Below are 23,119 nucleotides of genomic sequence, written 5' to 3'. Positions count from 1 at the left end.
GCCCGGTCGTCAGCCGAAGGCGAGGAAGTAGACGACCACGATCGCGAGCACGTAGGTCGGGTAGAGGACGCGGGCGGTGAGGACGAGGCGGCGGCCCGCCCGTTCGTGGGAAGTGCCGGCGAGCCGTGCGTCGACCAGGACGGTGACGGTGCAGAGCGCGGCGAGGAGGATGAAGGCGTAGTAGGCCCACTCGATGGCGACGGTGTAGTCGACGTCCGGCAGTGGTGAGATGGCGCTGAGCAGCATCACGGCGGCGCCGGTGACGGTGGCGGCGAGGAAGGCGAACGCGTCGGTGGAGTCGCGGGGGAAGTACAGCACCAGGTAGGTGATCAGCACCAGCAGGCCGAGCTGGAGCAGGTTGCGCACGAGGTAGGCGCCGGTGTCGCGGTGGATGCCGATCTCGCCGACGTACTGGCTGTAGTAGGTGCCCGTCGCGGTGGTGGTCGGGTCGCCCAGGTCGACCAGGACCACCCACCGGCGGTGCGGGCGTCGGGACGGCGGACCCGGCGCCGCCACGACCGCCGGAGGCCGCGCGGACTCCGGTCCCGGTCCCACCAGCCAGGCCACCTCCCGGGGCGGGCGGGCCCGGACGTGGTGCAACCGCTTCAACCGCCGTGCGGTGTGCCGGTCGTGACGGACTTCCTGAGCCCTTTCCAGGCAGAACCTGCGCTCCTCGTCGGTGTCGACCAGCGTGGCCAGCGACCGCCAGGCCGACTCGTGACCGGGGTCCGCGCGCAGCGCCCGCTCCAGCTGCGCCCTCGCACCCGCTCGATCACCCGCGTCGGCCAGTTCCGCGGCCCGCGAGGTCGACTCGGCGGCCTGGGAGTCGACGGCGTCCGACACCATGGCACTCCTTCTCGCACATCGGAACCCGAGCTCGTTCCATTCCACCGAGCGGTGGCCCGCGGCACCGCCGGAGCAAGCCCGTATCAGCCATCGACGGTGGTGGTTCCCCCTGTCGTGGAGCAGTGGTGACAGCGAGCAACGCCGACGCCCCGGCCCGAGCAATGCGGAAACGAGCAGTGGCGCGGATTTCCACTGATCGTGATCGCATTCTTCGGTGGTCGTTTCCTCACCTCCGGTGACCGGTAACGGGTCGGGTGGGTGCGCGATGTGCCAGGGCGCAGGTCGGGGACTTCCGAGGCACAAGGGGGAGTACCACGCGTCGCTGCCTCCAGAGGATGTCCGTTCGTCCGGTTCCGGTTCGAACGGGGTGTTCACCGGCAATCCGGCCGCGGGGAACGCCCGGTGGTCGTCGGATCACCGGAAGTTCGGCGGCAGCGACATCGGGACGGTGACGCGGCCGGCGGGGTGGTCCACGACCAGGGTCAGCTCCCGTGCGTCGGGGGGTGGGCCCGGTTCGAACACCCGGCGGTCGACGATCTGGGCGCGTGAGCCGGAAGCGCTGCTGCCGCGCGGGTGGTACTGGGTGCCCACGTCGTCCCAGGCCCGCCACGGGACGAACGGGTCGTGAGCCCGGCGCGGGTCGACGCCGAAGTGCACGAGGTTCACGACGATGAACGACGACCACAGCTCCAGGCTCACCAGGGTTCCGTCGACGCCCCCGACGGTGAGGGTGCGACCGGCCAGGCTGATCACGTCGAGCAGCACGGGAGCGGGCGGATCGTCCACGGCCCGCCGCCACTCCGGCCGCGCCACGCCCGCCTTGCCCGACGCCTCGTACCGGACCACTCGGCGACGCCCCAACACGGTCAGCGTCGCGTCCAGGTCGGCCAGCACCTGCTCGGCGTCCTCCTGCGCGAGCGCGCCCGCCGCCACCAGCCCGATCGCCGCACCTCGGACCTCGGACCGGTCGAACGCGTCCAGGCGGCTTTCCGCCGACTGGCCCAGCCCGCTGCCCAACCGGTCGCTGATCAGCTTCTCCAGGTACGCGCGCCCGTCCACACCGCCATCATCCCGAGCACCCGTCCCCACGTCACCCCTCCGGCACGTGGCCGCGCATCGCCGCGGTCAGGCCGCGAGTCTGCGGATGGGCAGGCCCGCCAGGCGCCACTCGGGGAAGCCGTCCTGGAGACGCCGAGCGCGCCGACCGCGTTCGCGCAGCGTCCGGACCGCTTGAAGGGCCGGCACGCGGTAAGGGCCGCAGCAGGCGACGACTTCCGCGTCGGCGGGCCTGACGTCACCACGATCACCGAGCCGTTCTTCATCAGCTCCAGCAGTTCGGCGCGGGTGACCGGGACCGACCCGGTGTCGGCGGAGTGGGTGCTCGTGGTCTGCCGGATCTCCGTCGAACGCGCGTGCGCCAGGTCGCGGAACCCCGCGAGGAAGCGCGCCACGTGGTCGTCGGCCATGCCGGCTCACCACCTCGGCTCTTCCCCGACACCGTGGAGCAGTGCCGCGCACGTGGTACGTCAGGCGGGGTCGCCCGAGTCCGCGCCGCGTGAGGTTCGCGAACGCGGTGGTGTCCGGTCGATCGGGTGTGCTCAGAGGAGGAGGAAGAGTCCGGAGAGGACGAGCACCCCCGCCCACAGCAGGTCGAGGTTGACCCACGCCTTGCGCAGGATGTTCAGGCCGACCTTGCGGTAGACGACGATCGCGACCAGTCCCATCACCGCGAGCATCGCCGCGGTGTGGAGACCGAGGGCGAGCAGGACGTCGGCCGGTCCGTCGGCGAGGACCGGACTCTGCGCCCCGGCCGCCTCGTGGCCCGCCGCGCTGTGTGAGTGGTGCGTCGAGTGCTCCTCCGAGGGCGTGGCGGACAGCAGCAGCGGCAGCAGCATCAGGCCGGCGCCGTGGGCGGTCGACATCAGCAGCGACCAGAGCACCAGGGCCGGTGCGCTGACGCGGAAGCTCGACCACCGCGGGTGGGACCGGGGTTTGGCCAGTTTGAACACCCCGAAGCCCACGAGGACGACCGCCGCGCCCCACCGCACGTGGTCCGGGTCGACCACGACGGTGGAGGCGGTGAACAGGCCGACCACCAGCGCGACGGACAGGGCGTGGCCGGCGGCGATGGGGCCCAGGGCCTGGACGACCGCGCGGGTGCGCTTGTCGTACAGGCCCCGGGCCACCGCGAACAGCCAGCCCATCGCGGGGTTGACGCCGTGGTAGGCGCCGAGCGCGGCCAGGCCCAGCCAGCCCCAGGTGCCGGTCACGGGTAGCAGTAGGAGTCCGACGAGGAGTCGCCGCCCTCCAACCGGATCTGGTGTGGCCGCTCGCCGTCGAACTCCACGAAGAAGTCCGGGTCGAGCGCCATGGTGCCGTCGGCGTCGATGTCGACCTTGGCGATCCAGCCGCGGATGCCGTCGGGGTAGAACTGGTCGTCCCACGAGCGGTAGAGCGAGTTGCTGAAGTACAGCCGGCGGCCGTCCCGGCTGAGCTCGACCATCTGCGGCGCGCCGTTGACCGGTCCACCGGCGGGGTGCGACGCCTGCGCGACGATGCCGCCCAAGCGGACGGTTCCGGTGTGGACGGGGCTGAAGGGGTCGGTCACGTCGTACTGGCGCAGCTCGCCGGTACCCCAGCAGGCCACGTAGAGGTACTTGTCGTCCAGGCTGAGCACGAGGTCGGTGACCAGCGGCGGGACGGCCTTGAAGGGCTTGAGCGCCGGTGGCAGCCGGTCCTCCTCGGCGGGCTCGGCCGCGATCTCGACCACCTTGCGGATGGCCCACTCGCCGTCGTCGTCCCGGTGCCACGCCCAGATCGACGAGGACAGGTCGACGGTCGAGATCACGGAGTTGACGAAGCCGTAGGGCTTGGTGGGGTCGTGCGCAGGCCGCAGCTCCAGCGCCATCTGGTGCTGCTCGCCGAGGTCGAGCGTCTGGAGGTGGCGGCGGGTGCGCAGGTCGAACACGTGCACGGCGTGGCCGTACTTGTTGGCCAGCAGCAGTTCCGGGTCGAGGCCGTTCTCCACCATGTCGGGCGTGCCCCACTCGCTGGTGATCATCACGTCGTGCCCGAGGTGCCACCAGAAGTCGTAGGCCAGGTGCTGCGGTCCGCGGTCGAGCTCCCAGCGGCCCAGCACCTCGAACGAGTCGTGGTCGATCTGGAAGATCCCGCCGGGACCGCCGCCGTCGGGCGCTCCCAGCGCGCTGACGTAGATGCGGTCGGGACCGCAGTGGAACGTGTGCGGCCGGCTGTAGCCGGCGCGCTCGGCGATCTCCTCGGGCTCGATCACCTTGGCGATCGTCGGCTTGAGCGGGTCGGGGTGGGTGTCGATGAGGTGCACGCGCGAGGAACGCAGGCCGGGGACCAGCAGGTAGCGACGCCGCTCGTGCGGGTGGGGCGTGTGCGGGCACAGGTGCGAGCTGCAGGCGTTCCAGCCGAAGTGGTGCAGCTCGTCGCCCGCGTTCGGCATCTCCAGGCGGTTGACGACCTTGCCGTAGGTGGGGGAGTCGCGGTCGAGGTCGAGCACGCTGAACGCGTCGGGCCGGCCGTCGTCGGGCGTCGGGTTGAGCGTCACCACGTAGGCGTGCTTCTCGGGCGCGCCTTCCATGGCCATCCGCGGGGACGGGTAGAACGTCGGGTCTGGCTGCCAGCGGGCCATCGGGACTCCGTTCAGTACCGGTACTCGGGAATGCGGACTTCGCCGTGCTCGTCGTAGAACCCGGCCTCCTCCACGGCCGCCTCCAGCCGGGCGTAGTCACCGCGACCGGGCAGCCACGCGCGGAGCCCTTCCAGCTCCAGCAGCGGTCGCACCTCCGGGTCGTCGTAGGACATGCCCAGCAGCAGCTCGCGGAAGCGCTCCACGAGGTCGGCGGGCAGCTCGTCGACCGCGGTGAAGCTGCAGTGGTCGTAGGAGCCGGTGCGGGTCAGCACCCTCGTGCCGTCGGCGGGCAACGTGCCCTCGCCGCGGAACAGCGCGTAGTTGCCCTCGGTCATGCACGCCGCGTCGACCTCGCCCGCCATGAGCGCCTTGGCCGCGTCGCGCTCGCCCCCGATGTGGTCGCCGTGCTTGCCGCTGAGGACGACGAAGTTGCGCACCACGAAGTCCTGCTCCGGCGTCAGCCCTTCCGCTCGCAGGTGCGACAGCGGGATCAACGTGGCCTGCGGTGAGTCCAAGGCGCCGAAACCGACCGTGTGCCCGCGCAGGTCGTCGACCTGCTCGATGGCGGAGTCGGCGCGCACCACGACCACCGAGATCAGGTCGCAGTCCGAGTCGCGCATCGCGATCGTGGTGAGCTGCTTGCCCCGGGCGGCGGCCATCCGCTTCTCCCGGACCCACGCCAGCGGCGAGTTCCAGGCGATGTGGACGTGACCGGCCAGGTGCGCCTCGGCCAAGCGCTCGTAGTTGGAGTAGAGCACGTAGTCGGTGTCCAGCCCGCGGCCCGCGAACCAGGCTTTGAAGCCCTCCCAGATGGTGACGACCTTGGGGTCGTAGGCGACGGCTCCGATGACGAGGACGCGCTGAGAAGTCATGACGGGGACTCCTGGTCGAACAGAGGCAGGCCGCACGCGGCGCGACCGGTGAAGTCGTGGAGGGCTTCGGTGGTGGGCGCCGTGGCGGTGGCGGCACGGGCGTCGCGCCGGTGCCGCTCCGCGCCGCCCTCCTCGCGGAACGCGGTTGCACGTGGCGCGACGGTCCGCGCTATGACGTATTCCGGTTCGTCGACGAATGACGTCGTGGACATGAATGCGTTCCCCCTGCTCAGTGGTGACTGATCGATCGGGAGACAGGTCGGGCACCGGACCTGGTCGACGTGACGCGGAATGTGATCGTCAGGTCGAATAGTCGAATTCTCTTCAGCGTATGAACGGCACTCTCCGTTGTCAATCGTGACGACAGGTTGTCTTTCGTCCTCATTTTTGCGGCATGCGAATAGGCCGGAATCGGTATTCCGGCTGTCGAGTAACGGCGGTGTGGAATTGTCGACCGGTCCGACTGGCGGACCTCATCCTGCGAGCGGGCCACCGCGACCGGCGGCCCGCCCCCAGGGGGTGCTACCCGCCGTCAGTCGTTCCAGCGCTACAACCACGCGCGTTCATCGGCCTGCTTCTTCAGGTGCAACTTCCGTGACGGCTCCATCGAAGGTGACCGCCTGGGCAGGGTCGTCGAGGAGCTGTCCCCGATCGCCCACACCCCCGGGCCGTTGCTCGCCACTGCGGGTGGCGGCTGGTGCGGCGGGACCGCGATCGGGAAGTCGAACCGCTCGGAGCCGCCGTCCGCGAACACGATCTCCTTGGTCGCCACCTGGACCTCCTCGATCACCCGACCGGGGCGGAAGCCGATCCCGTGCCGGTGCAGTGCCACCGCAAGCGCGTGTCCGATGTGGACAGAGGTGTCGGTGTCGGCCGGGTCCCCGGGCTGCGTTTCCCCGCCCGAGCCGCCGACCGGGCGGCAGCCGGAGGCGGGGGCTCTGGTCGTGCACTTATCTAGAGATTCCTTGTTACAAGAAACTGTGGATTAGTATAGGGACGTCGATCCTCGGCGCAAGGTCCATGAGCAGCGGTGTCGCACGAGGAGGCCGCTACTGCGCCTTGTCGTCCGCCTCCATCGGATAACGGGCGGAGCACCATTCGAGGAGCCCGCCCGACAGGACGGCGGCCGGGCGGCCGACGGAGGTCAGCACCCCGACGGCCTGGTGCGCGAGGGTGCAGTTCGCGCTGCGGCCGTACACGACCAGTTCGGCCCCGGTCGGCAGTTCCGCCGCGGTCCGGCGGAGGGTTTCGAGGGGAGCGGAGAGCGCGCCCGGCACTCGGCCGACCGCGTACTCCTCTTCCGGCCGCGCGTCCAGGACGGTGACGGTCCGGCGGGTCAACCGGAGGAACAGCTGCTCGGGGGTGATCGAAGCGGTGTCGGACGACGGGCCGAGGTGCGCCGACCGGAGCAGCTCGGCCCGGGGCACGTGGCTGCGGGCGACGCGCAGCAGCAGGTGGTAGAGCAGCACGATGTCGTCGCCGGTGAGCCCGTAGCGGACCCTCGTGCCCTCGCGCCGTGCGGCCACCACGCCGGCGTGCTTGAGGACCTGGAGGTGGGCTGACACGGAGGTCGCCGGGATGTCGGCCACCTGCGCCAGGGCGTCCACGCTCCGCTCACCCTGCGCCAGCAACTCGATGATCTCCAGGCGCTTCCCGTTCGAGAAGGCTTTCCCGATGCCTGCCAGGCTCTCGTACAGGTCCGCCCTCTGCGGTGAGCCGCTCATTCCGCTCCTCGGGTCGGTCCGCCGGTCACGTCCGGCGCCCCCCGCGGTCGCCGGGCGGGCTGGTCGGGCACGAGCGGCGGAGGACGCGCCTCGCCGTGGCGGACCCCGCGGAAGTGGGTCGTGCAGCCCGAAAGGACGCCGGATCGACGACTCATCTTCTAATCTAGAGAACTCTTGAAGAGTAGTGCCGGTGGCGTCGGGTGTCCAGAGACCGCTGCGAAGAGTCGGAACCGGGGGCCGGGTGGGCGCATGACGTGGTCGGGCAGGCGGCGAAGCTGCCCGACCACGTCGACGGCTCACCGGGTGGCCGCGCCCATGCGACCGCGCAACCGCCGGGAGACCTGGTCCACGGCCAGTACGAGCAGCAGCAGGGCGATCATCAGCGTGGCCAGTTCCTGGTAGCGGAACAACCGCATCGAGATGCCCAGCGCCTGACCGATGCCGCCCGCCCCGACGAACCCGATGATCGCCGAGCTGCGGATGTTGCACTCCCACTGGTAGAGGATCAGCGAGGCGATGTTGTTGCGGGCCTGGGGGATGATCGACAGCACGCCGGTGGCCAACTTGGTCGAACCGGTCAGCCGCATCGCCTCGACGGGCGCGGGGTCGACGGCTTCCAGCTGCTCGGAGACCAGCTTCGCCAACAGGCCCGCGGCGTGCACCGAGATGGCGTAGACGCCGGCGGCCGGACCGAGGCCCACCACGGCGACGAACACCAGCGCCCACAGCAGCTCCGGCACCGAGCGGCAGCCGGTCGCGATCAGCCGGGCGCCGCCGGAGAGCCAACGCGGAGCGCCGATGTTGCCCGCCATCAGCACCGCCAGCACGAGGCCCCCGATCGTGCCGAAGAACAGGGCCGCGATCGAGATCTGCAGCGTTTCGAGCGCGGCGCTCCCGACCGACCGCACCAGCTCCTGGTCCACCTGCGGGGGGAACAGCCCGCCGAGGATCCCGCGCGCTCCCTCCCACCCCGCCACCAGGTTCGCGAGGTTGACGTCCGTGCCGTCGAGCGACCACACGACCAGGGCCAGGGCGGTGACGAACACCAGCCAGGTCGTGCTGCGGCGCCTGGGCCCGGCGGTCTGCGCGACGGGGTCGGGCGGCGGTGGCGGGGAGCCGCTGCCGCCGACCGGGACCTCCGGGCCGCACGCCGTCTTGCGCTGGGTCTCGTCGGTGCGGGCCGAGGTGCTCATGCCGGCACCGCCGTCGTGCCGTAGATCCGCTCGGCGTCGCGGTCGGTCAGCTCGTGGCCGTCGAAGCAGACCTTGCCGTCGCGCAGCGCGACGATCCGCGGGAACCGCCGGGCGACGCCGAGGTCGTGGGTGGACACCACCACCGTCACGCCGGTCGCCGCGCGGAGGGTGGCGATCGCGGCCTGCGACGTCACCGGGTCCAGGCCGGAGGTCGGCTCGTCGGCGAGGAGCAGCCGTGGTTCCGGGAGCACGGCGCGCACCAGCGCGACGCGTTGCCGCTGTCCGCCCGACAGGTTCTCCACCCGGTCCCCGAGGTAGGGCCGGATCCGCTGTTCGTCGGCCAGGGCGTGGACCCGTTGCGCGAACCGGCCGGGGATCGTGCCGCGCAGGACCGCGGTCCACTCGCGCAGCCCCCACGACGGAGCTGTCCCCAGCAGCGCGTTGGTCTGCGCCTTCAGGCCGAGCACGAGGTCGTTCCCCTGCCGCACGATCCCCGAACTGCGCCGGAGGGTCTTCAGCTCCGCCGCGGAGCTCGGGTCCAGCCCGCCCACGCGGATGGTGCCTGCGCGCGGGGTGACGGCCCCGAGCAGGCAGCGCAGCAGCGTGGTCTTCCCGGACCCCGAGGGGCCCAGCAGCACGACGTGCTCGGCCTGGCCGATGGTCAGCGAGACGTCGTCCAGTGCGGGTGCGTCGCGGCCGGCGAACAAGACCGACACACCGTCCACTTCGATGTTCATCGTTTCCTCCCCTGGAAAGTGCCGACGACGGACGGGTGCGGTCAGCGGGCGGCCGTGAGCAGCCCGAGTTCCTCGGCGTGCTCCTTGACCGACGCGTAGTCGGCCTCGGTCACCGGCTCGTACCCCGTGGTGGCCAGCAGGTCCAGCAGCACCGGGTCCTTGAGAGAGGTGAACGCTCCGGTGACGGCGGCCGCGGCCTCGTCACCCAGAGCCTTGCGCATGACCCACGGGTAACCGATGACCTTCCGGGACTCGACCAGCCGCAGCGCGCCCCGCGGCACCCGGCCGTCGCGTTCCAGCCGGTGCAGGATGCGCACTTCCAGACCGCCCGCGTCGGCCGAGCCGTTGACAACGGCCTGCGCGGTGGCGTCGTGCCCGCCGGTGAACGACACCGCCGACAGCGGCGGGCACTGGTCGATCGTCCTGGTCGAGCACCGGGCGCCGGCCGCGTTGAGCATCACCCGCGGGTAGAGGCTGCCGGAGGTGGAGCTGACGTCGCCGAACGCGAAGCGCCCCTTCGCCGCGAGCACGTCGGCGAGGCTGCGGAACGGCGAGTCGTCGCGGACCACGACACCGGACAGGTACTCCTTGGTGCCCGTCTCCTCGTCCACTTCGGTGACCAGCGGGGTGAGGTCGGTCTGCTCCTCGGCCTGGACGTAGGTCAGCCCCCCGACGTAGGCCACGTCGACCTTCTCCGCCGCCAGTGCCGCCACCACCCCCGCGTAGTCGGTGGCGACGAACAGCTCGACGTCCACGCCGAGCCGGTCCGCGAGGTAGGCCCGCAGCGGCTCGTACCTGGCGGCCTGCTGATCGGGCGCCACGTTCGGGATGATCCCCACCCGCAGGCGCGTCGGGATGCCCTGATCGTTCACGGCCCCCGTCGACCCGCCGGTACCGCACGCGGCGCTCGCCGCGAGAACGAGTGCGACGGCCAACAATCCTCTTGCTCTCACGATTCCCCCAAGTCGTCCTTCAGCGAAATGCGGCCCGGACCGACGTGCGCGACCGCGACACCGACGTGGTGCGCGTGGCGGTCGCCTGGCGTGAAGTGGTCCGGCAAGGCCGGCGCGGGTCCCCCGACCCGTGCCGGTCGCGGCTGACGACCTGCCGTCGTCAGACCGTGCGTGTCGTGCGTGAACGATCAGTTGTCCGACCGGCTGGTGATCCCGATCGGTCGTGCCTCGGTCAGGCGCCGGACACGCTGACGGGAAGCCCGTCCTGACGCCATTCCGGCATGCCGTCCTCGAGCACCAGCACGCGGAAGCCGCGCTCGGCGAGGATCTGGGCGGCGCGGGGAGCGAAGACGCAGTACGGACCCCGGCAGTAGGCGACGATGTCCACATCGGTCGGCAGCGCCGCCAGGTGGTCGTCCAACTCGTCGAACGGCACCGACACCGCGCCGGGGATGTGTCCCGCCGCGTACTCCTCGGCCGGTCGGACGTCGATGATGAAGACGTCCCCGCGCAACGAGCGCGCCACCAGTTCCGGCCTGGTCACGCGTTCCAGCGTGTCGTCGTCCCGCAGGTAGGCGCGGATCAGCTGCTCGATCTCGGCAAAGCGGTCGTCCGCCAGCGACCACAGGTTGCGGAGGAAGGTCGTCACCTTCTCGTCCGCGAGCGAGTAGATGACCTTCGTGCCCACCCGGCGGGTCTGGACCAAGCGGGCGTTGCGCAGCACTTGCAGGTGGCTGGACGTGTTGCCGACGGACATGTCCGTGGCGGCGGACAACGACTCGACCGACCGCTCGCCCTGACCCAGGATCTCCAGCAGTTCGAGCCGCTTCGCGCTGCTGACCGCCTTGCCGATGCGCGCGAGCTGACCGAACAGGTCATCCCGCACAGTTCGCTCGGACACGGCACCTCCCCACAGATCCCTTGTTCAAAAGATAACTAGAACAACGGCACGTCGCAAGGACTCGGAACGACAGGGCGACCGGCTCGGAACTGCGGATCACGTCGCGGTGATCATTCAGCCGTCGGTGGAGATTGCAGGCGACTGCGGCGAAGTCTGCTACCCGCAGTAGTCACGGCGTCCCGCCACTCGGGTATCCATAGCGGCCCGATGTGGTGGTCTTTGTCGGTCGGTGCGCGGAGTCGGAGCTCGGTGCGTTGGGCCGTCCGCCGAGCGGCTCGGGTGCGGCTCGCGGACGTCCGTGCTGGTGAGGGGCTTCGTGTGCGGGGTGGGCTTGCTTCCTCGTCACCCCTCGTGGCTGGTCAGGCATCCTCCTTCACTTTTCTTTGGAATGGTGTAGAACCACGGGTGGTGGCGACGCGCGCCCACGCGACCAGGACCAGGGGTGACACCGTGAGTGACGAGATGGTGGTCGCGCTCGTCGACGAAGGTCTGGGCAACTCCGCCTACCTCGTCGACCTCGGAGGCGGTCGGGCGCTGGTGGTCGACGTCAGCCTGGACCTGCGCGCCGTCCGCGCGATCGCAGCCGAACGCGGGCTGGAGGTGGCGTTCGCGGCCGACACGCACCTGCACGCCGACTTCCTCTCCGGCGCACGACAGCTGTCGATCACCGACGGCGCTCGGGTCCTGGCCTCGGCTGCCGGCCAGCGGGCGTTCCCCCACGCCGGGTTGCGCGCCGGGCACGAGGTCGACCTGGGCGGCTTGCGCCTGCGAGCGCTGGGCACGCCCGGCCACACCGCCGAGCACCTGTCGTTCCTCCTGCTCGACGGCGCGCGGCCGGTCGGCGTGTTCACCGGCGGCTCCCTGCTGGTGGGCGCGGCGGCGCGCACCGACCTGGTCGCCCCGGACCGGACCGAGGCGCCGGCCCGCGCCCGGCACGCCGCGCTGCGCCGGCACGCCGAGCTGCCGGACGAGGTCGCGGTGTGGCCGACCCACGGCGCCGGGTCGTTCTGCTCCGCCCCGCCGGGTGCCGGGCGCACCAGCACCACCGGTCGGGAGAAGGCCACCAACGGGTCCGACCTCCCCGCGGTCCCGCCGCCGCTGGACCCGGCCCGGGTGAGAGCACTGCTGGAGCGGGGCGCGGTGCTGGTCGACGTCCGGCCTGTCGGCGGGTTCGCCGCGGCCCACGTGCCCGGATCGCTGTCGATCCCGCTGCGGCCCGCGTTCGCCCCGTGGCTGGGTTGGCTCGCGCCCCGCGACCGGCCGCTGGTCTTCGCGCGATCGCCCGATCAGGACGGGGTCGAGATCGCCTGGCAGGCCGCCAAGGTGGGCTTCGGGAACGTGGCCGGCGAACTCGCCGGCGGCGTGGACTCCCGGACCGCCGCCGGGCTTCCCGTCGCGGGTACCCGCGTGGTCGGCCCCGGTGGCGTGCGCGGTCGTCCGGTGCTGGATGTCCGGCAGGCCGCGGAGTTCCGCGCCGGGCACCTGCCGGGGGCGTTGCACCTGGAGCTCGGCGACCTGCCGCGCCGGGCGGGGGAGGTGCCCGACGGTCCGCCGGTGGTCATGTGCGGACACGGGGAACGCGCCATGAGCGCGGCCGGCGTGCTCGAACGGGCCGGTCGCCGCGACCTGGTAGTCCTGGCCGGCGGGCCCGAGGACTGGGCCAGGGCCACCGGTGGGCGCCTGGACTCCGCCGCATGAGCGGGGCAGGCGGGCCGCGACCGGGCATCCGCGCCAACCTCGCCCAGTTCAGCCTGCTGGTGGCGGTGAACGCGCTCGTCGGCGGCGTGCTGGGGCAGGAGCGGACGGTGCTGCCGCTGATGGCCGAGCACACCTTCGGCCTGACCGGCTACACCTTCCTGCTGACCTACGTGTCGGCGTTCGGCCTGACCAAGGCCGCCACCAACTACTTCGCGGGCACCTGCTCCGACCGGTTCGGCCGCAAACCGGTGCTGCTGACCGGGTGGCTGTTCGCGATCCCGGTGCCGCTGCTGCTGATCTGGGCGCCCTCGTGGGGCTGGGTCGTGGCCGCCAACGTGCTGCTCGGCGTCAACCAGGGCCTCACCTGGTCCACCACCGTGATCATGAAGATCGACCTGGCGGGCCCGTCCCGCCGCGGCCTGGCGATGGGCCTCAACGAGGCCGCGGGCTACGCCGCCGTGGCCGTGACCGCGCTGGCCGGCGGCTACCTCGCCGCCACCCACGGGTTGCGCCCGGCCCCGTTCCTGCTCGGCGCGGCCTACGTGGCCCTCGGGCTGGGGCTCTCGACGTTCCTGGTGCGGGAGACCCGGGGACACGCCCTGTCGGAAGCCGGGCAGGCCGCCCGCTCCGACGGACGCGACGACCGGCTCGCCGCCGAGCCGACCGACCGGCAGGTCTTCGTGCACACCAGCCTGCGCGAACCGGCGCTGTCGGCGGCCAGCCAGGCCGGGATGGTCAACAACCTCAACGACGGTCTGGCCTGGGGCCTGTTCCCCGTCCTCTTCGCCACCGCCGGCACGTCGATCTCCCGCATCGGCATCCTCACCGCGGTCTACCCCGCGGTCTGGGGCCTGGGGCAGTTGGCCACCGGGCCGCTGTCGGACCGCTGGGGGCGCAAGCACCTCATCACCGCGGGCATGCTGCTCCAAGCGGTGGCGCTGGCGGTGATCGCCCTGGCCGGCGCCTTCACCCCGTGGTTGGTGGGTGTGGTGCTGCTCGGCGCGGGCACGGCGATGGTCTACCCGACCCTGCTGGCCTCGATCGGCGACGTCGCCCACCCGGGTTGGCGCGCTCGTGCCGTCGGCGTCTACCGGCTCTGGCGCGACGGCGGGTTCGCGGTCGGCGCCGTGCTCGCGGGCGTGGTCGCCGACCTGTGGGGTCTTCGTGCGGCGGTCGGGGTGGTCGCCGCCGTCACCGCGGTGTCCGGGGTGCTCGTCGCGGTGCGGATGTACGAGACCCATCCCCGAACTCGGCGTGTCGCTTCGGAGGTGTCGTAGGCCGCGTCATCGTATACGCTAATCCATGAAATTATGGAGGATGGTATGACTGCGGCTCCCACCCGGCACCCGGGCCTGGTCGACGGACCCGTGTACCTCGACTACAACGCCACCACCCCGGTCGACCCGCGCGTGGTCGAGGCGATGGCGCCCCACCTGGTCGAGGCGTTCGGCAACCCCTCCAGCGGCCACAGCTACAGCACCGGACCGAGGCAAGCCTTGGCGAGGGCACGAGCGCGGGTCGCGAACCTGATCGGCGCCGGACCCCACGAGGTGGTGTTCACCGCCTCGGGCTCGGAGGCGAACTCGCTCGCGGTGCGCGGCGCGGTGCTGGCTTCCGGCCGGCCGGACGCGCACGTGATCACCCAGGCCACCGAGCATCCCGCCGTCCTGGAGAGCTGCCGCGCGTTGCGGCGCCTGCACGGCGTGCGGCTGACGGTGCTGCCCGTCGACCGTGACGGGGTGGTCGATCCGGACGAGCTGACCGCCGCCCTCACCGAGGACACGGTCCTGGTGTCGGTGATGGCGGCGAACAACGAGACCGGTGCGCTGCAACCTATCGCGGAGCTCGCGGCCCGCGCGCACGACCGAGGCGCGCTGGTGCACTGCGATGCCGCGCAGGCCGCCGGGAAGATCCCCCTCGACGTCCGGGCCCTCGGCGTGGACGTGCTGACCGTCGTCGGGCACAAGATGTACGCGCCCAAAGGCATCGGCGCGCTGTACGTCCGCGATGGCGTGGACCTGGAGCCGCTCGTCCACGGCGGCGGCCAGGAGCGCGGCCTGCGGGCCGGCACCGAGAACGTCGCCTTCGCCGTCGCGCTGGGCGTCGCCGCGGAACTGGCGGTCGCCGAACTCGCCGACGGCGCCGCCACCCGCGTCGCGGCGCTGCGCGACCGGCTGCACCAGCACCTGGTCGACGGGTTGCCCGGACGCGTGCACCTCAACGGTCCGGAACGGGATCGTCTGCCGAACACCCTCAACATCAGCGTCGACGGTGTGCTCGGGCACGACGTGCTCGCCGCCGCACCGGCGATCGCCGCCTCCACCGGCTCGGCGTGCCACAGCGGCACCCACACCCCTTCACCCGTCCTGACGGCCATGGGGGTGGACACCGGTCGAGCGCTCGGGGCGGTGCGGTTGTCACTGGGCCGCTGGAGCAGCGGGGCCGACATCGTGACGGCGGCGGCCGCGCTGGTCGAGGGCGTCCGAGCCGCGACGCCCGGCAACCGGTGACCGGAGAGCGCGCCCGGTTCCCGGCGGTCGGCGGTCGAGCCGGTCCGTCACGACGTCCGACGAGCAGGAGAGCCATGACCGAGACCACCGCGCCCGGACTGTCGCGCCGACGAGGTCGAATGCGTGCCCGAGGTGCTCACCGACCGCACCCGGGTGGTCTTCTTCGAGACGCCCGGTAACCCGACGCTGGACGTCTTCGACATCGCGACGATCTCCGCCCGTGCCCGCGCCGCGGGCGCGTTGACCGTCGTAGACAACGCCTTCGCCACCCCGGTCAACCAGAGCCCGTTGCGCCACGGCGCGGACCTCGTGATCTACTCCGCGACCAAGTACCTCGGCGGGCGCTCCGACCTGACCGCCGGAGCGCTCGTCGGACCCGTCGACCTGCTGACCCCCGTCGCGATGTGGCGCAAGAACCTCGGCCAGGTCTTCGCCCCCGGGACTGCGGACCGGCTGCGGCTGTTCGCCATCGCACCCAGCCTCGTGGCGTCGAGAGCATCGCCACCCGACCGATCACCACCACCCACCACGACCTCATCCACGCCCTCGCCCAAGCGCTCGACCCGCGCTGGGTCGGCCGGACGTGCTCCGGCTCAGCCGCGGCAGCCCTCGCTCGACGTGACGGGTCGACCCCGGATCGGGTGGACCGGGCGGGCACGGGCTCTGCGCACGCCCGTCCGGGGCTACGGTCGGTGGGTGCTCGACCCGAGGGACCGCCCGCCGCTGCGGCTCGTGGAGGCGCACGCCGAGTCCCCGGTCAGCGCGGCAGACGCGGCGCACTGACCGGGGGACATGTCGGCGGCCACGCCGTCCGGTCCGGTCTTGACGATCGCGGGCACGGCGGCCGACGCCCCGCTTCGCGGGTTCCGGCACGTAGACCGAGCGGAACGCGCCGCCAGGCGTCGGCGGCGATGCCGATCAGCTCGGCTCGTGGTTCCCCCGGTCCGCGTTCCCGGCCGGCGGGAGCGTTCGACCGCAGTCACGGCCGGCCGCGGGGTACGGGGAGGCGTGCGGCCGGGTGGGGCCGACGGTCACCCCGTCGACCCCGCACCGACGTGACGCACCTCGTGACGGTGGGACGAGGTGAGACCCGGGTTCAGAAGTTCTTCGTGGCCACGACCCAGGGTGCCTTGGCGGCCAGCCCCGATGGGCTGAGGATGTAGGCGCGCGCCGTCTGGTTGCCGTTGAGCACCATGTCGAGGAACTGCACCACCGTCGTCATGCCGTCGGCCATCTGGCTGCCGCTGATGAAACCGCCGTGGCCCGCCTGCGGTTGCCTGGCCAGCACCGCGGGCACGGTGGCCAGGTCGTAGTTCGCCTGGTTGTTGGCGTAGGCGATGTCGGAGGAGCCGCCGTCCATGAACATCGCGGGTGTGTGCAGCTTGCCCAGTTCGGAGCGCGGGTAGCCGAACGAGCCGTCGGCGAAGAACCCGCTGTTCAACGAGACCACGCCGGACACCCGGCGGTCCTGCGCGGCGACGAGGGCCTCCAGACCGCCGCACGAGTGGCCCGCGGTGGCCACCTTGGTCAGGTCGAGGCGTTGCCGCAGCGGCGCGCCGGACCGGTTCTGCTCCCGCTCGGCCCAGCTGATCGCGTCGGTCAGCAGGGAGGGGATGGGCGACCCGCTGGGCACGCCGTTGGGCGAGCCGTCGACCGAACCGGTGTCCACCACCACGAAGCCCTTGGACGCCACGAACGTCAACGCCCGCGTGACCTCGCTGTTGTTCGTGTGGGCGCACGCGCCGTTCCCGAACGCCAGCACCGGGAGGGTGCGACCGACGGCCTGCGGGTCGGACGGGCGGAACACCGTGAAGCGGTTGTCGCCGTACGCGCCTTCACGCGTCACGGCGAAGTTGTTCTCGATCATGGGACGGCCCGGTTGGGGCGTCGTCGTGGTCGTCGTGGTCGTCGTTGTGGTGGTGGATGTCGTGGTGGTGGTCGTCGAAGTCGTCGTCGTAGTGGTCGAGCCGGTGCACGTGGTGCCGTTGAGGCTGAACGCCTGCGGGGTGGTCGGGCGGGCGCTGGACGTGGCGTTGAAGCCGAACGAGACCGAGGCCCCGGTGGCGATGGAGCCGTTCCACGCCGCGTTGACCGCGGTGACCTGCGCGCCCGACTGGGTGTGCGTGCCGTTCCACGACTGCGTGATCCGCTCGTCGCCGGAGAACGCCCACGAGAGCCGCCACCCGGTGACGGGGTCGCCGAGGTTCGTCACGACCGCGGTGGCGCCGAACCCGCCCGGCCACTGCGAGGCGATCGCGTAGTCCACCCGGCACCCGGCCGCGGCGGTCGCGGGCTGTGACCCGATCAGAGCCCCGGCGGTCGCGACGAGCGCCGCCGCCGTCACCAGCGCGGCCGATCGGGACGCACGGGATTCACTGCTGCGCATGGGTTCCCCTTCCACTGTTGGCCTGTCGTCACGCCGAACGCGGCGGGAGGACCCGGGGCGGTCGGGCCCTCCCGCCGCGCCTCACGTCAGCCGACCCGGCAGGAGATGCTGGGCCAGCTCCAGTTGCCGCCGTGCTGGATGGTGAAGCCGAACGTGTTGCCGTTGCCGTTGGGGCGGGCGGTCATCACGTTGGCGGTTTCCCACGTCGGGCTGGTGTTCCAGGTGGCGATGATCCGCTGGGGCGAGGTGACGGTCACCGTGACGACCCAGTTGTCCGTGCCCGAGACCGTGACCTGGCCGTTGAAGCGGTCACTCCACTTCTGGCCCTCGGAGTAGGTCGCGGTGCAGCCGCCGGTGCCCGGGTTCGACGTGGTGGTGGTGGTCGGGCCGGTCGTGTCGGTGGTCGTCGGGATGGTGGTCGAGGCGCTGTTCAGCACCGAGAGCACCGAGTTGTACGCGGCCTTCTTGTTGCCGGAGCTGTCGAACAGCAGCGGGGTGCCCGACGCGCGCCAGGAGTCGCTGTCGCGGATGCCCCACACGGTGATGCCGGTGCAGCGGGTCACGGCCAGGCAAGCCTGGACGACACCCTGGTACTGCTGCGCCTGCGAGGAACCCGAGCCCTCGATGTCGAGCTCGGTGATCTGCACGTCCACGCCGAGGTCGGCGAAGTTCTGGAGCGTGGTGTGGTAGTTGCTGGGCACCGGGTTGCCGCTGTTGAAGTGCGCCTGGAAGCCCACGCAGTCGATCGGCACGCCCCGGGACTTGAAGTCCTGCACCATCCGGTACACGCCCTGCGTCTTGGCGTGCGACCAGTTGTCGGTGTTGTAGTCGTTGTAGCAGAGCTTCGCGCCCGGGTCCGCCGCCCGCGCCGCGCGGAACGCCGCCTCGATCCAGTCGTTGCCGGTGCGCTGGAGGTTGGAGTCTCGACGACCACCGCTGCTGCCGTCGGCGTACGCCTCGTTCACCACGTCCCAGGCGTAGATCTTGCCCCGGTAGTAGGTGGCGACCTGGGTGACGTGGTTGAGCATCGCGTTGCGCAGCGAGGTGCCGGACATGTTCTGCATCCAGCCGGGCTGCTGCGAGTGCCACGCCAGCGCGTGGCCGCGGACCCGCTTGCCCTGGTTGCGGGCGTGGTTCACGATCCGGTCGCCGTTGCTGTAGCTGAACTGGTTCTGGTTCGGCTCGGTCGCGTCCATCTTCATCTCGTTCTCGGCCGTGACCATGTCGAACTCGCGGTTGAGGATCCCGACGTAGGTCGAGTCACCCAGCTTGTTCGCGGCGACGGCCGTGCCGAAGTAGCGGCCGCTCTGCTGCGCCGCCGCGGCGAGGGTCGAGGCGGCGCCGCTGGCGGGCGACGCCACCAGGAGCGCGGCGCCCGCGGCGGCGGCCACCAACGTCGACACGAGTGCGACTCGTGAGACTGACTTCGCTGTCAGCGTCATGTTTGGCGCTTTCTGGGGAGCACCCGCACTGCTGCGGGTGGGTTGGGCAGGGGAGGAGCGGTCGATGCCCGCTCGTGCGGGTGGTCGTCCCGACGCACCCGCTGTTCGACTCGAAACGTTAAGCAGTATTAGTCGAAACAGTTAGGTCAATCAAGGCTCCCCTACTCACCAGTCGTACTGCGGTTTACATGCATGAACCTCGCGAGGTTGCCCAGAAGGTGATCTTGTGTCGAGGATGAAGTAGCAGCTCACCCGGTTGGTTAACCGGTTTTTCACAACAGTGGTATCGAACGTCTTGACCGCAGTGGCGACGGGTCTAGTTTCGCAAAAATTCGAAATTAGTTTCGCAAATTTCGACTTGTCGCCGCAGTCGAACGAATTCGCCGATGGGGCAAAAGGGTCAACCCCCTGCGGCTGGTTGCCGCAGGGGGTCGTGGCGCTCACCGTCGGGTCAGGGAGTGGTCAGGTCGAACTTGCCCACCTTGACCGAGCCGCCGAGGGCTTGCGTGGCGTGGTTGAAGATGCCGAAGCGGTAGCCCATGAAGAACTGCCAGGTGTTGTTGAGGGTGAAGTTCGGGCCGAGCGCGGTGAAGTTCACGCCGTCGGTGCTGTAGGAGAAGCGGGCGACGCGGTTGGAGCCGGGTTGGATGTCGGCGTTGATCCGCAACCAGATCCGGCCACCGCTGATCGCGGCGCTCGCGGCTTCGGTGCCGGTGCTGGTGGTGCGCCAGCTGCCGTCCATGGCGAGGCCGTTGGTCATGACGACGCGGGTCTGGCCGTTGTCGCGCCTGACGCCGATCCACGCCGAGGACTGGCGCAGCATGGCCAGGCCGGACCGGTCGCCGTCACGCATCGCGCTGTAGTCCAGTTCGATGGTGGCGGTCGACGTGGGGCCTTGGATGCGGTGGGTGAGGGTGTTGCGGGCGGCGTAGAGGTCGCCCGTGACGGTGGCGGTCTGCAGGGTCAGGCCGTTGTTGACCGAGTACTTGGTGGTGTCGGGGTCGTGGTTCCACTCCCACTGCGGCCCCAGGGTGGTGCCGGCGAACGTGTCGGTCCCGGTGAGGGGTTTGACCGGTCGGGTGGGCAGCGGCGAGGGGTAGTTCACGCCCCACCGGCCGTTGACGGTCTGCAACGTCGGCCAGCCGTCGGCGGTCCAGGTGATCGGGGCCAGCGCCGGGACGCGGCCACCGGGGTAGGCGTCGACGAACGACATGTAGTACCAGGACCCGTTCTGGGTCTGGACGAGGCCGCCCTGGTGGGGCACGCCGCCACCGGAGATCGGTCCGGGGAGGTCGAGCAGGACCTGTCGCAGGGTGTAGGGGCCGAACGGGTTGCTGGCCTTGAGCACGTACTGGCCGTTGGCGGGCCGGGTCAGCCAGATGTAGTAGCTGCCGTTGCGCTTGTAGAACCGCGCGCCTTCCAGCGTGCCGATGTTCGACGGGGTCTGGAACACCTGCTGGGAGCGGACCTGGCTGCGGCCGTCGGCGGAGAGCTGGGCGACGCTGATGGTGCCGTTGCCGTAGGCGACGTACATGGTGTCGTTGTCGTCGATGAGCATGCCCGCGTCGTAGTAGCACTGGTCGAGCTGGGCGTGCCGGTTCCACGGCCCTTCGACGCTGGTCGCGGTGTAGATGTAGGTGTCGTTGAAGTCGATGCACCCGGCCCAGTAGTACGTCTTGTTGCTCGGCCGGTACTGCAACGTCGACGCCCAGATGCCGTTGACGTAGGCGCGTTGCCCGTTGGTGAGGTCGTACTTGGTGCCGAAGTCCAGCGAGGGCACGGAGTGGCCGGCGAACTCCCAGTTGACCAGGTCGTAGGAGCGCAGGATCGGCGCACCGGGGGAGTAGTGCATGGTGGAGGCGGTCATGTAGTACACCTCGCCGACCCGGATGACCTCGACGTCGGCGAAGTCCTGCCACACCACCGGGTTGGTGTACTGCCCGCCCGGCTGCTGCGGGGTCGTGGTGGTCGTCGGTGTCGAACCCACCCGCACCAGCTGCCACTGCTGGTTCGCGCCGCCCCAGTCGCTGTACTGGACGATGTTGCCGCCGTCCGCGGTGGAGGCGTTCTGGACCTCGACGGCCTTGTTGCTGTTGCGGTTGATCAGCCGCACGTAGCCGCCGTCGGAGTCGGCCAGCCGGAACTGCTGGTTGGTGCCGTTGCCGTCGGCCCACTGCACGATGGACGCGCCGTCGGCGGTGGAGAAGTTGTAGACGTCGAGCACCTTGCCGGAGTGGCGTGACTTGAGCCGGTAGTAGCCGTTGCCGGAGTCGACGAACTGCCACTGCTGCTGGTTGCCGTCGTTGCGGGTCCACTGCGTGATGCGGGCCCCGTCGTTGGTGGCGAGGTTGTAGACGTCCAGCGCCTTGCCGCTGTTGCGGTTGACCAGGACGTACCACGCGGTGGTGTCGACCGTGGCCGCCGAGCTGGTCGCCGAGCCGAACACCACCATCACCCCGCCGAGCACGACCGCGGCCGTCACCGCGGCCACTCGCGACCACCGGCCTCGCCGGCGCGCGAGGCGTCGTGGGAGTTCATCGGGGACGGACATGACAACTCCTTACCCGCCGCGTCGGGCGGCGAACGGCCCGGCGCCCCGCACGGGGTGTGCGGGGCGCCGGGGGTCGGTCAGCGTTGCAGTGTCAGCACACCCGGCCGGTAGGGCAGGAGGCCGTAGTCCATCCCGTCGGAGCTGGGGCTGCGGCCCTGGTAGAGCAGTTGCAGGTTGCAGGGGTCGATGGTCTTGGTCTGGTCGGCGTTGACGCGGACCAGATCACCGTGGCTGATGTCGTTGGTCCAGGTGGCGCCGCTGTTGGCCTTGCCCGCGAACGGGTTGCTCTCGGTGGCGGCCTGCGGGGTCCACGAACCGCCGAGGCTGCTGGACGTGAACGAGCGGAAGTAGCGGCCCCTCGACCCGATCGCCTCGACGATCATCAGGTACTGGTTCTGGTTCTGGACCTTGTACACCTCGACCGCTTCGAACAGGTTGTTCGTCGTGTCGCTCATGATCGTGGTGTAGGACGAGCCGAAGCTGCCCGGGAAGTTCCCGATCGGCATGACCTGGCGGTAGATCTTGCCGTTGTCACCGGCGAAGAACAGGTACATGTTCTGGCTGTCACCGATGATCGTCTGGTCGATCGGGCCGGTGCCGGAGCCGGTGATGCTCGCCGTGGAGAGCGTTTGCTGCGCCGACCACCCGTTCGGGTTGGTGGGGTCGGTCGACGTCCGGTAGCTGAACGCGGTCCCGCCCCACTGGTAGGCGAGCACCCAGATGTTCTTCGGGGCGAAGTAGAACAGCGTGGGCGCGACGGTGCTGATGTTCATGGCCTGCTGGGGTGCCGAAGCCATCTCGGACCAGTTGCTGAACAGCCCGAAGTTCATCGAACCCCAGCGCGTGCCGGTGTCGTGCGTGGTCGCGTAGACCAGGTGCTTGCCGTTGTACGGGACGTAGGTGAAGTCCTTGAGCGACACCCAGCCGGACCTCGGGTTCGCCAGCGAGCCCGTCGAGCTCCACCGGTACGTCGACGGCAGCGAGCACGTGCCGCCGGGCTGGGTGGTCGTCGTGGTCGTCGGACCGGAACCGCCGACGCGGACGAACTGCCACTGCTGGTTCGCGCCGCCCCAGTCGCTGTACTGGACGACGTTGCCGCCGTCGGCGGTGGACGCGCCCTGCACCTCGACGGCCTTGTTGCTGTTGCGGTTGATCAGCCGCACGTAGCCGCCGTCGGAGTCGGCCAGCCGGAACTGCTGGTTCGTGGAGTTGTTGTCGGTCCACTGCACGATCGAGCCGCCGTCGGCGGTGGAGAAGTTGTAGACGTCGAGCACCTTGCCCGACAGCCGGGACTTCACCCGGTAGTAGCCGCCGCCGGAGTCGACGAACTGCCACTGCTGCTGGTTGCCGTCGTTGCGGGTCCACTGCGTGATGCGGGCCCCGTCGTTGGTGGCGAGGTTGTAGACGTCGAGCGCCTTGCCGCTGTTGCGGTTCACCAGCACGTACCACGCGGTGGTGTCCACGGTCGCCGCGGACGCGGTCGTCGTGCCGAGCGCCGTCAGCAAGCCGCCGACCAGCACGGTGACGACGGCGGCGGCGAGCGCGGCGAGCCTGCGGCGCCTGCCGGTGCGCGTGGCGGTGGTGGGCGGGTGTTGGCCTGACCCGGCCATGGGCGTGCTCCTCTTCTTCGGGGTGGGGGATGACG

At 70.7% G+C, this 23,119-nt stretch carries 21 protein-coding genes; 4 read left to right on the top strand and 17 right to left on the bottom strand.

The window, feature by feature from the left end:
• Nucleotides 1–9: 9 nt before the first annotated feature.
• The 13 genes from ACIQMJ_RS26420 to ACIQMJ_RS26360 form a co-directional block, all read right to left on the bottom strand.
• Nucleotides 10–846 (bottom strand): hypothetical protein, encoded by an 837-nt coding sequence (locus ACIQMJ_RS26420; protein ID WP_499763675.1) that lies wholly within the window; start codon nt 844–846, stop codon nt 10–12.
• A gap of 414 nt (nt 847–1,260) precedes the next feature.
• Nucleotides 1,261–1,905: a hypothetical protein gene (locus tag ACIQMJ_RS26415; RefSeq protein ID WP_499763674.1), complete on the bottom strand. Its 645-nt coding sequence runs from the start codon at nt 1,903–1,905 to the stop codon at nt 1,261–1,263.
• Nucleotides 1,875–2,312: a hypothetical protein gene (locus tag ACIQMJ_RS26410; RefSeq protein ID WP_499763673.1), complete on the bottom strand. Its 438-nt coding sequence runs from the start codon at nt 2,310–2,312 to the stop codon at nt 1,875–1,877. Before ACIQMJ_RS26410 ends, ACIQMJ_RS26415 begins: the two co-directional genes overlap by 31 nt.
• A 132-nt stretch (nt 2,313–2,444) precedes the next feature.
• Nucleotides 2,445–3,116 (bottom strand): hypothetical protein, encoded by a 672-nt coding sequence (locus ACIQMJ_RS26405; protein ID WP_499763672.1) that lies wholly within the window; start codon nt 3,114–3,116, stop codon nt 2,445–2,447.
• Nucleotides 3,113–4,507: a selenium-binding protein SBP56-related protein gene (locus tag ACIQMJ_RS26400; RefSeq protein WP_499763671.1), complete on the bottom strand. Its 1,395-nt coding sequence runs from the start codon at nt 4,505–4,507 to the stop codon at nt 3,113–3,115. Before ACIQMJ_RS26400 ends, ACIQMJ_RS26405 begins: the two co-directional genes overlap by 4 nt.
• A gap of 11 nt (nt 4,508–4,518) precedes the next feature.
• Nucleotides 4,519–5,379, bottom strand: coding sequence for a phosphate/phosphite/phosphonate ABC transporter substrate-binding protein (locus ACIQMJ_RS26395; RefSeq protein WP_499763670.1), 861 nt, complete (start codon nt 5,377–5,379; stop codon nt 4,519–4,521).
• Nucleotides 5,376–5,591 carry a hypothetical protein gene (locus ACIQMJ_RS26390; protein ID WP_499763669.1) on the bottom strand — a complete coding sequence of 72 codons (216 nt, stop codon included), beginning with the start codon at nt 5,589–5,591 and terminating at the stop codon, nt 5,376–5,378. The genes ACIQMJ_RS26395 and ACIQMJ_RS26390 overlap by 4 nt, the downstream gene beginning before the upstream one ends.
• A 335-nt stretch (nt 5,592–5,926) precedes the next feature.
• The gene (locus ACIQMJ_RS26385; RefSeq protein WP_499763668.1) at nt 5,927–6,211 is read right to left on the bottom strand and encodes a hypothetical protein; all 285 of its coding nucleotides are present in this window, start codon (nt 6,209–6,211) and stop codon (nt 5,927–5,929) included.
• Between the two features lie 217 nt (nt 6,212–6,428).
• Nucleotides 6,429–7,103 (bottom strand): ArsR/SmtB family transcription factor, encoded by a 675-nt coding sequence (locus ACIQMJ_RS26380; protein WP_499763667.1) that lies wholly within the window; start codon nt 7,101–7,103, stop codon nt 6,429–6,431.
• A gap of 296 nt (nt 7,104–7,399) precedes the next feature.
• Nucleotides 7,400–8,296 carry a phosphonate ABC transporter, permease protein PhnE gene (gene phnE, locus ACIQMJ_RS26375; protein WP_499763666.1) on the bottom strand — a complete coding sequence of 299 codons (897 nt, stop codon included), beginning with the start codon at nt 8,294–8,296 and terminating at the stop codon, nt 7,400–7,402.
• On the bottom strand, nt 8,293–9,033 hold the full coding sequence (locus ACIQMJ_RS26370; protein ID WP_499763665.1) for a phosphonate ABC transporter ATP-binding protein: 741 nt from the start codon (nt 9,031–9,033) through the stop codon (nt 8,293–8,295). Before ACIQMJ_RS26370 ends, phnE begins: the two co-directional genes overlap by 4 nt.
• 41 nt (nt 9,034–9,074) lie before the next feature.
• Nucleotides 9,075–9,986: a phosphate/phosphite/phosphonate ABC transporter substrate-binding protein gene (gene phnD, locus ACIQMJ_RS26365; RefSeq protein ID WP_499763664.1), complete on the bottom strand. Its 912-nt coding sequence runs from the start codon at nt 9,984–9,986 to the stop codon at nt 9,075–9,077.
• Nucleotides 9,987–10,218: 232 nt separating this feature from the next.
• Nucleotides 10,219–10,887 (bottom strand): ArsR/SmtB family transcription factor, encoded by a 669-nt coding sequence (locus ACIQMJ_RS26360; protein WP_499763663.1) that lies wholly within the window; start codon nt 10,885–10,887, stop codon nt 10,219–10,221.
• Nucleotides 10,888–11,337: 450 nt separating this feature from the next.
• On the opposite strand from ACIQMJ_RS26360, the gene ACIQMJ_RS26355 reads away from it, so the two are divergent.
• From ACIQMJ_RS26355 to ACIQMJ_RS26340, 4 genes are all read left to right on the top strand, one after another.
• Nucleotides 11,338–12,585 carry a rhodanese-like domain-containing protein gene (locus ACIQMJ_RS26355; RefSeq protein WP_499763662.1) on the top strand — a complete coding sequence of 416 codons (1,248 nt, stop codon included), beginning with the start codon at nt 11,338–11,340 and terminating at the stop codon, nt 12,583–12,585.
• On the top strand, nt 12,582–13,862 hold the full coding sequence (locus ACIQMJ_RS26350) for an MFS transporter (protein WP_499763661.1): 1,281 nt from the start codon (nt 12,582–12,584) through the stop codon (nt 13,860–13,862). Before ACIQMJ_RS26355 ends, ACIQMJ_RS26350 begins: the two co-directional genes overlap by 4 nt.
• Nucleotides 13,863–13,907: 45 nt before the next feature.
• On the top strand, nt 13,908–15,095 hold the full coding sequence (locus ACIQMJ_RS26345) for a cysteine desulfurase family protein (RefSeq protein ID WP_499763660.1): 1,188 nt from the start codon (nt 13,908–13,910) through the stop codon (nt 15,093–15,095).
• A 123-nt stretch (nt 15,096–15,218) separates the two neighbouring features.
• The gene (locus ACIQMJ_RS26340) at nt 15,219–15,878 is read left to right on the top strand and encodes a PLP-dependent transferase (RefSeq protein ID WP_499763659.1); all 660 of its coding nucleotides are present in this window, start codon (nt 15,219–15,221) and stop codon (nt 15,876–15,878) included.
• Nucleotides 15,879–16,191: 313 nt separating this feature from the next.
• Here ACIQMJ_RS26340 and ACIQMJ_RS26335 read toward each other — a convergent pair whose 3' ends face one another.
• The 4 genes from ACIQMJ_RS26335 to ACIQMJ_RS26320 form a co-directional block, all read right to left on the bottom strand.
• Nucleotides 16,192–17,481 (bottom strand): cellulose binding domain-containing protein, encoded by a 1,290-nt coding sequence (locus ACIQMJ_RS26335; protein WP_499763658.1) that lies wholly within the window; start codon nt 17,479–17,481, stop codon nt 16,192–16,194.
• 86 nt (nt 17,482–17,567) lie between these two features.
• Entirely contained in the window at nt 17,568–18,923 is a 1,356-nt protein-coding gene (locus ACIQMJ_RS26330) for a glycoside hydrolase family 10 protein (RefSeq protein WP_499763657.1), read from the bottom strand.
• Nucleotides 18,924–19,374: 451 nt separating this feature from the next.
• Nucleotides 19,375–21,474: a family 43 glycosylhydrolase gene (locus ACIQMJ_RS26325; RefSeq protein ID WP_499763656.1), complete on the bottom strand. Its 2,100-nt coding sequence runs from the start codon at nt 21,472–21,474 to the stop codon at nt 19,375–19,377.
• Between the two features lie 77 nt (nt 21,475–21,551).
• Entirely contained in the window at nt 21,552–23,084 is a 1,533-nt protein-coding gene (locus ACIQMJ_RS26320) for a non-reducing end alpha-L-arabinofuranosidase family hydrolase (protein ID WP_499763655.1), read from the bottom strand.
• Nucleotides 23,085–23,119 lie beyond the last annotated feature (35 nt).

Origin of the sequence: Actinosynnema sp. NPDC091369, assembly GCF_044757065.1 — a bacterium.
Lineage (GTDB): Bacteria > Actinomycetota > Actinomycetes > Mycobacteriales > Pseudonocardiaceae > Actinosynnema.
This window is presented reverse-complemented; position numbering and strand designations above follow the sequence as displayed.

Excerpts from the sequence above, each read along its gene's own strand:
- ACIQMJ_RS26390 (WP_499763669.1), bottom strand. The coding sequence starts at position 5,591 with ATGTCCACGACGTCATTCGTCGACGAACCGGAATACGTCATAGCGCGG.
- ACIQMJ_RS26330 (WP_499763657.1), bottom strand. The coding sequence starts at position 18,923 with ATGACGCTGACAGCGAAGTCAGTCTCACGAGTCGCACTCGTGTCGACG.
- ACIQMJ_RS26395 (WP_499763670.1), bottom strand. The coding sequence starts at position 5,379 with ATGACTTCTCAGCGCGTCCTCGTCATCGGAGCCGTCGCCTACGACCCC.
- phnE (WP_499763666.1), bottom strand. The coding sequence starts at position 8,296 with ATGAGCACCTCGGCCCGCACCGACGAGACCCAGCGCAAGACGGCGTGC.
- ACIQMJ_RS26410 (WP_499763673.1), bottom strand. The coding sequence starts at position 2,312 with ATGGCCGACGACCACGTGGCGCGCTTCCTCGCGGGGTTCCGCGACCTG.
- ACIQMJ_RS26400 (WP_499763671.1), bottom strand. The coding sequence starts at position 4,507 with ATGGCCCGCTGGCAGCCAGACCCGACGTTCTACCCGTCCCCGCGGATG.
- ACIQMJ_RS26370 (WP_499763665.1), bottom strand. The coding sequence starts at position 9,033 with ATGAACATCGAAGTGGACGGTGTGTCGGTCTTGTTCGCCGGCCGCGAC.
- ACIQMJ_RS26420 (WP_499763675.1), bottom strand. The coding sequence starts at position 846 with ATGGTGTCGGACGCCGTCGACTCCCAGGCCGCCGAGTCGACCTCGCGG.
- ACIQMJ_RS26320 (WP_499763655.1), bottom strand. The coding sequence starts at position 23,084 with ATGGCCGGGTCAGGCCAACACCCGCCCACCACCGCCACGCGCACCGGC.
- ACIQMJ_RS26335 (WP_499763658.1), bottom strand. The coding sequence starts at position 17,481 with ATGCGCAGCAGTGAATCCCGTGCGTCCCGATCGGCCGCGCTGGTGACG.
- ACIQMJ_RS26350 (WP_499763661.1), top strand. The coding sequence starts at position 12,582 with ATGAGCGGGGCAGGCGGGCCGCGACCGGGCATCCGCGCCAACCTCGCC.
- ACIQMJ_RS26380 (WP_499763667.1), bottom strand. The coding sequence starts at position 7,103 with ATGAGCGGCTCACCGCAGAGGGCGGACCTGTACGAGAGCCTGGCAGGC.
- ACIQMJ_RS26325 (WP_499763656.1), bottom strand. The coding sequence starts at position 21,474 with ATGTCCGTCCCCGATGAACTCCCACGACGCCTCGCGCGCCGGCGAGGC.
- ACIQMJ_RS26345 (WP_499763660.1), top strand. The coding sequence starts at position 13,908 with ATGACTGCGGCTCCCACCCGGCACCCGGGCCTGGTCGACGGACCCGTG.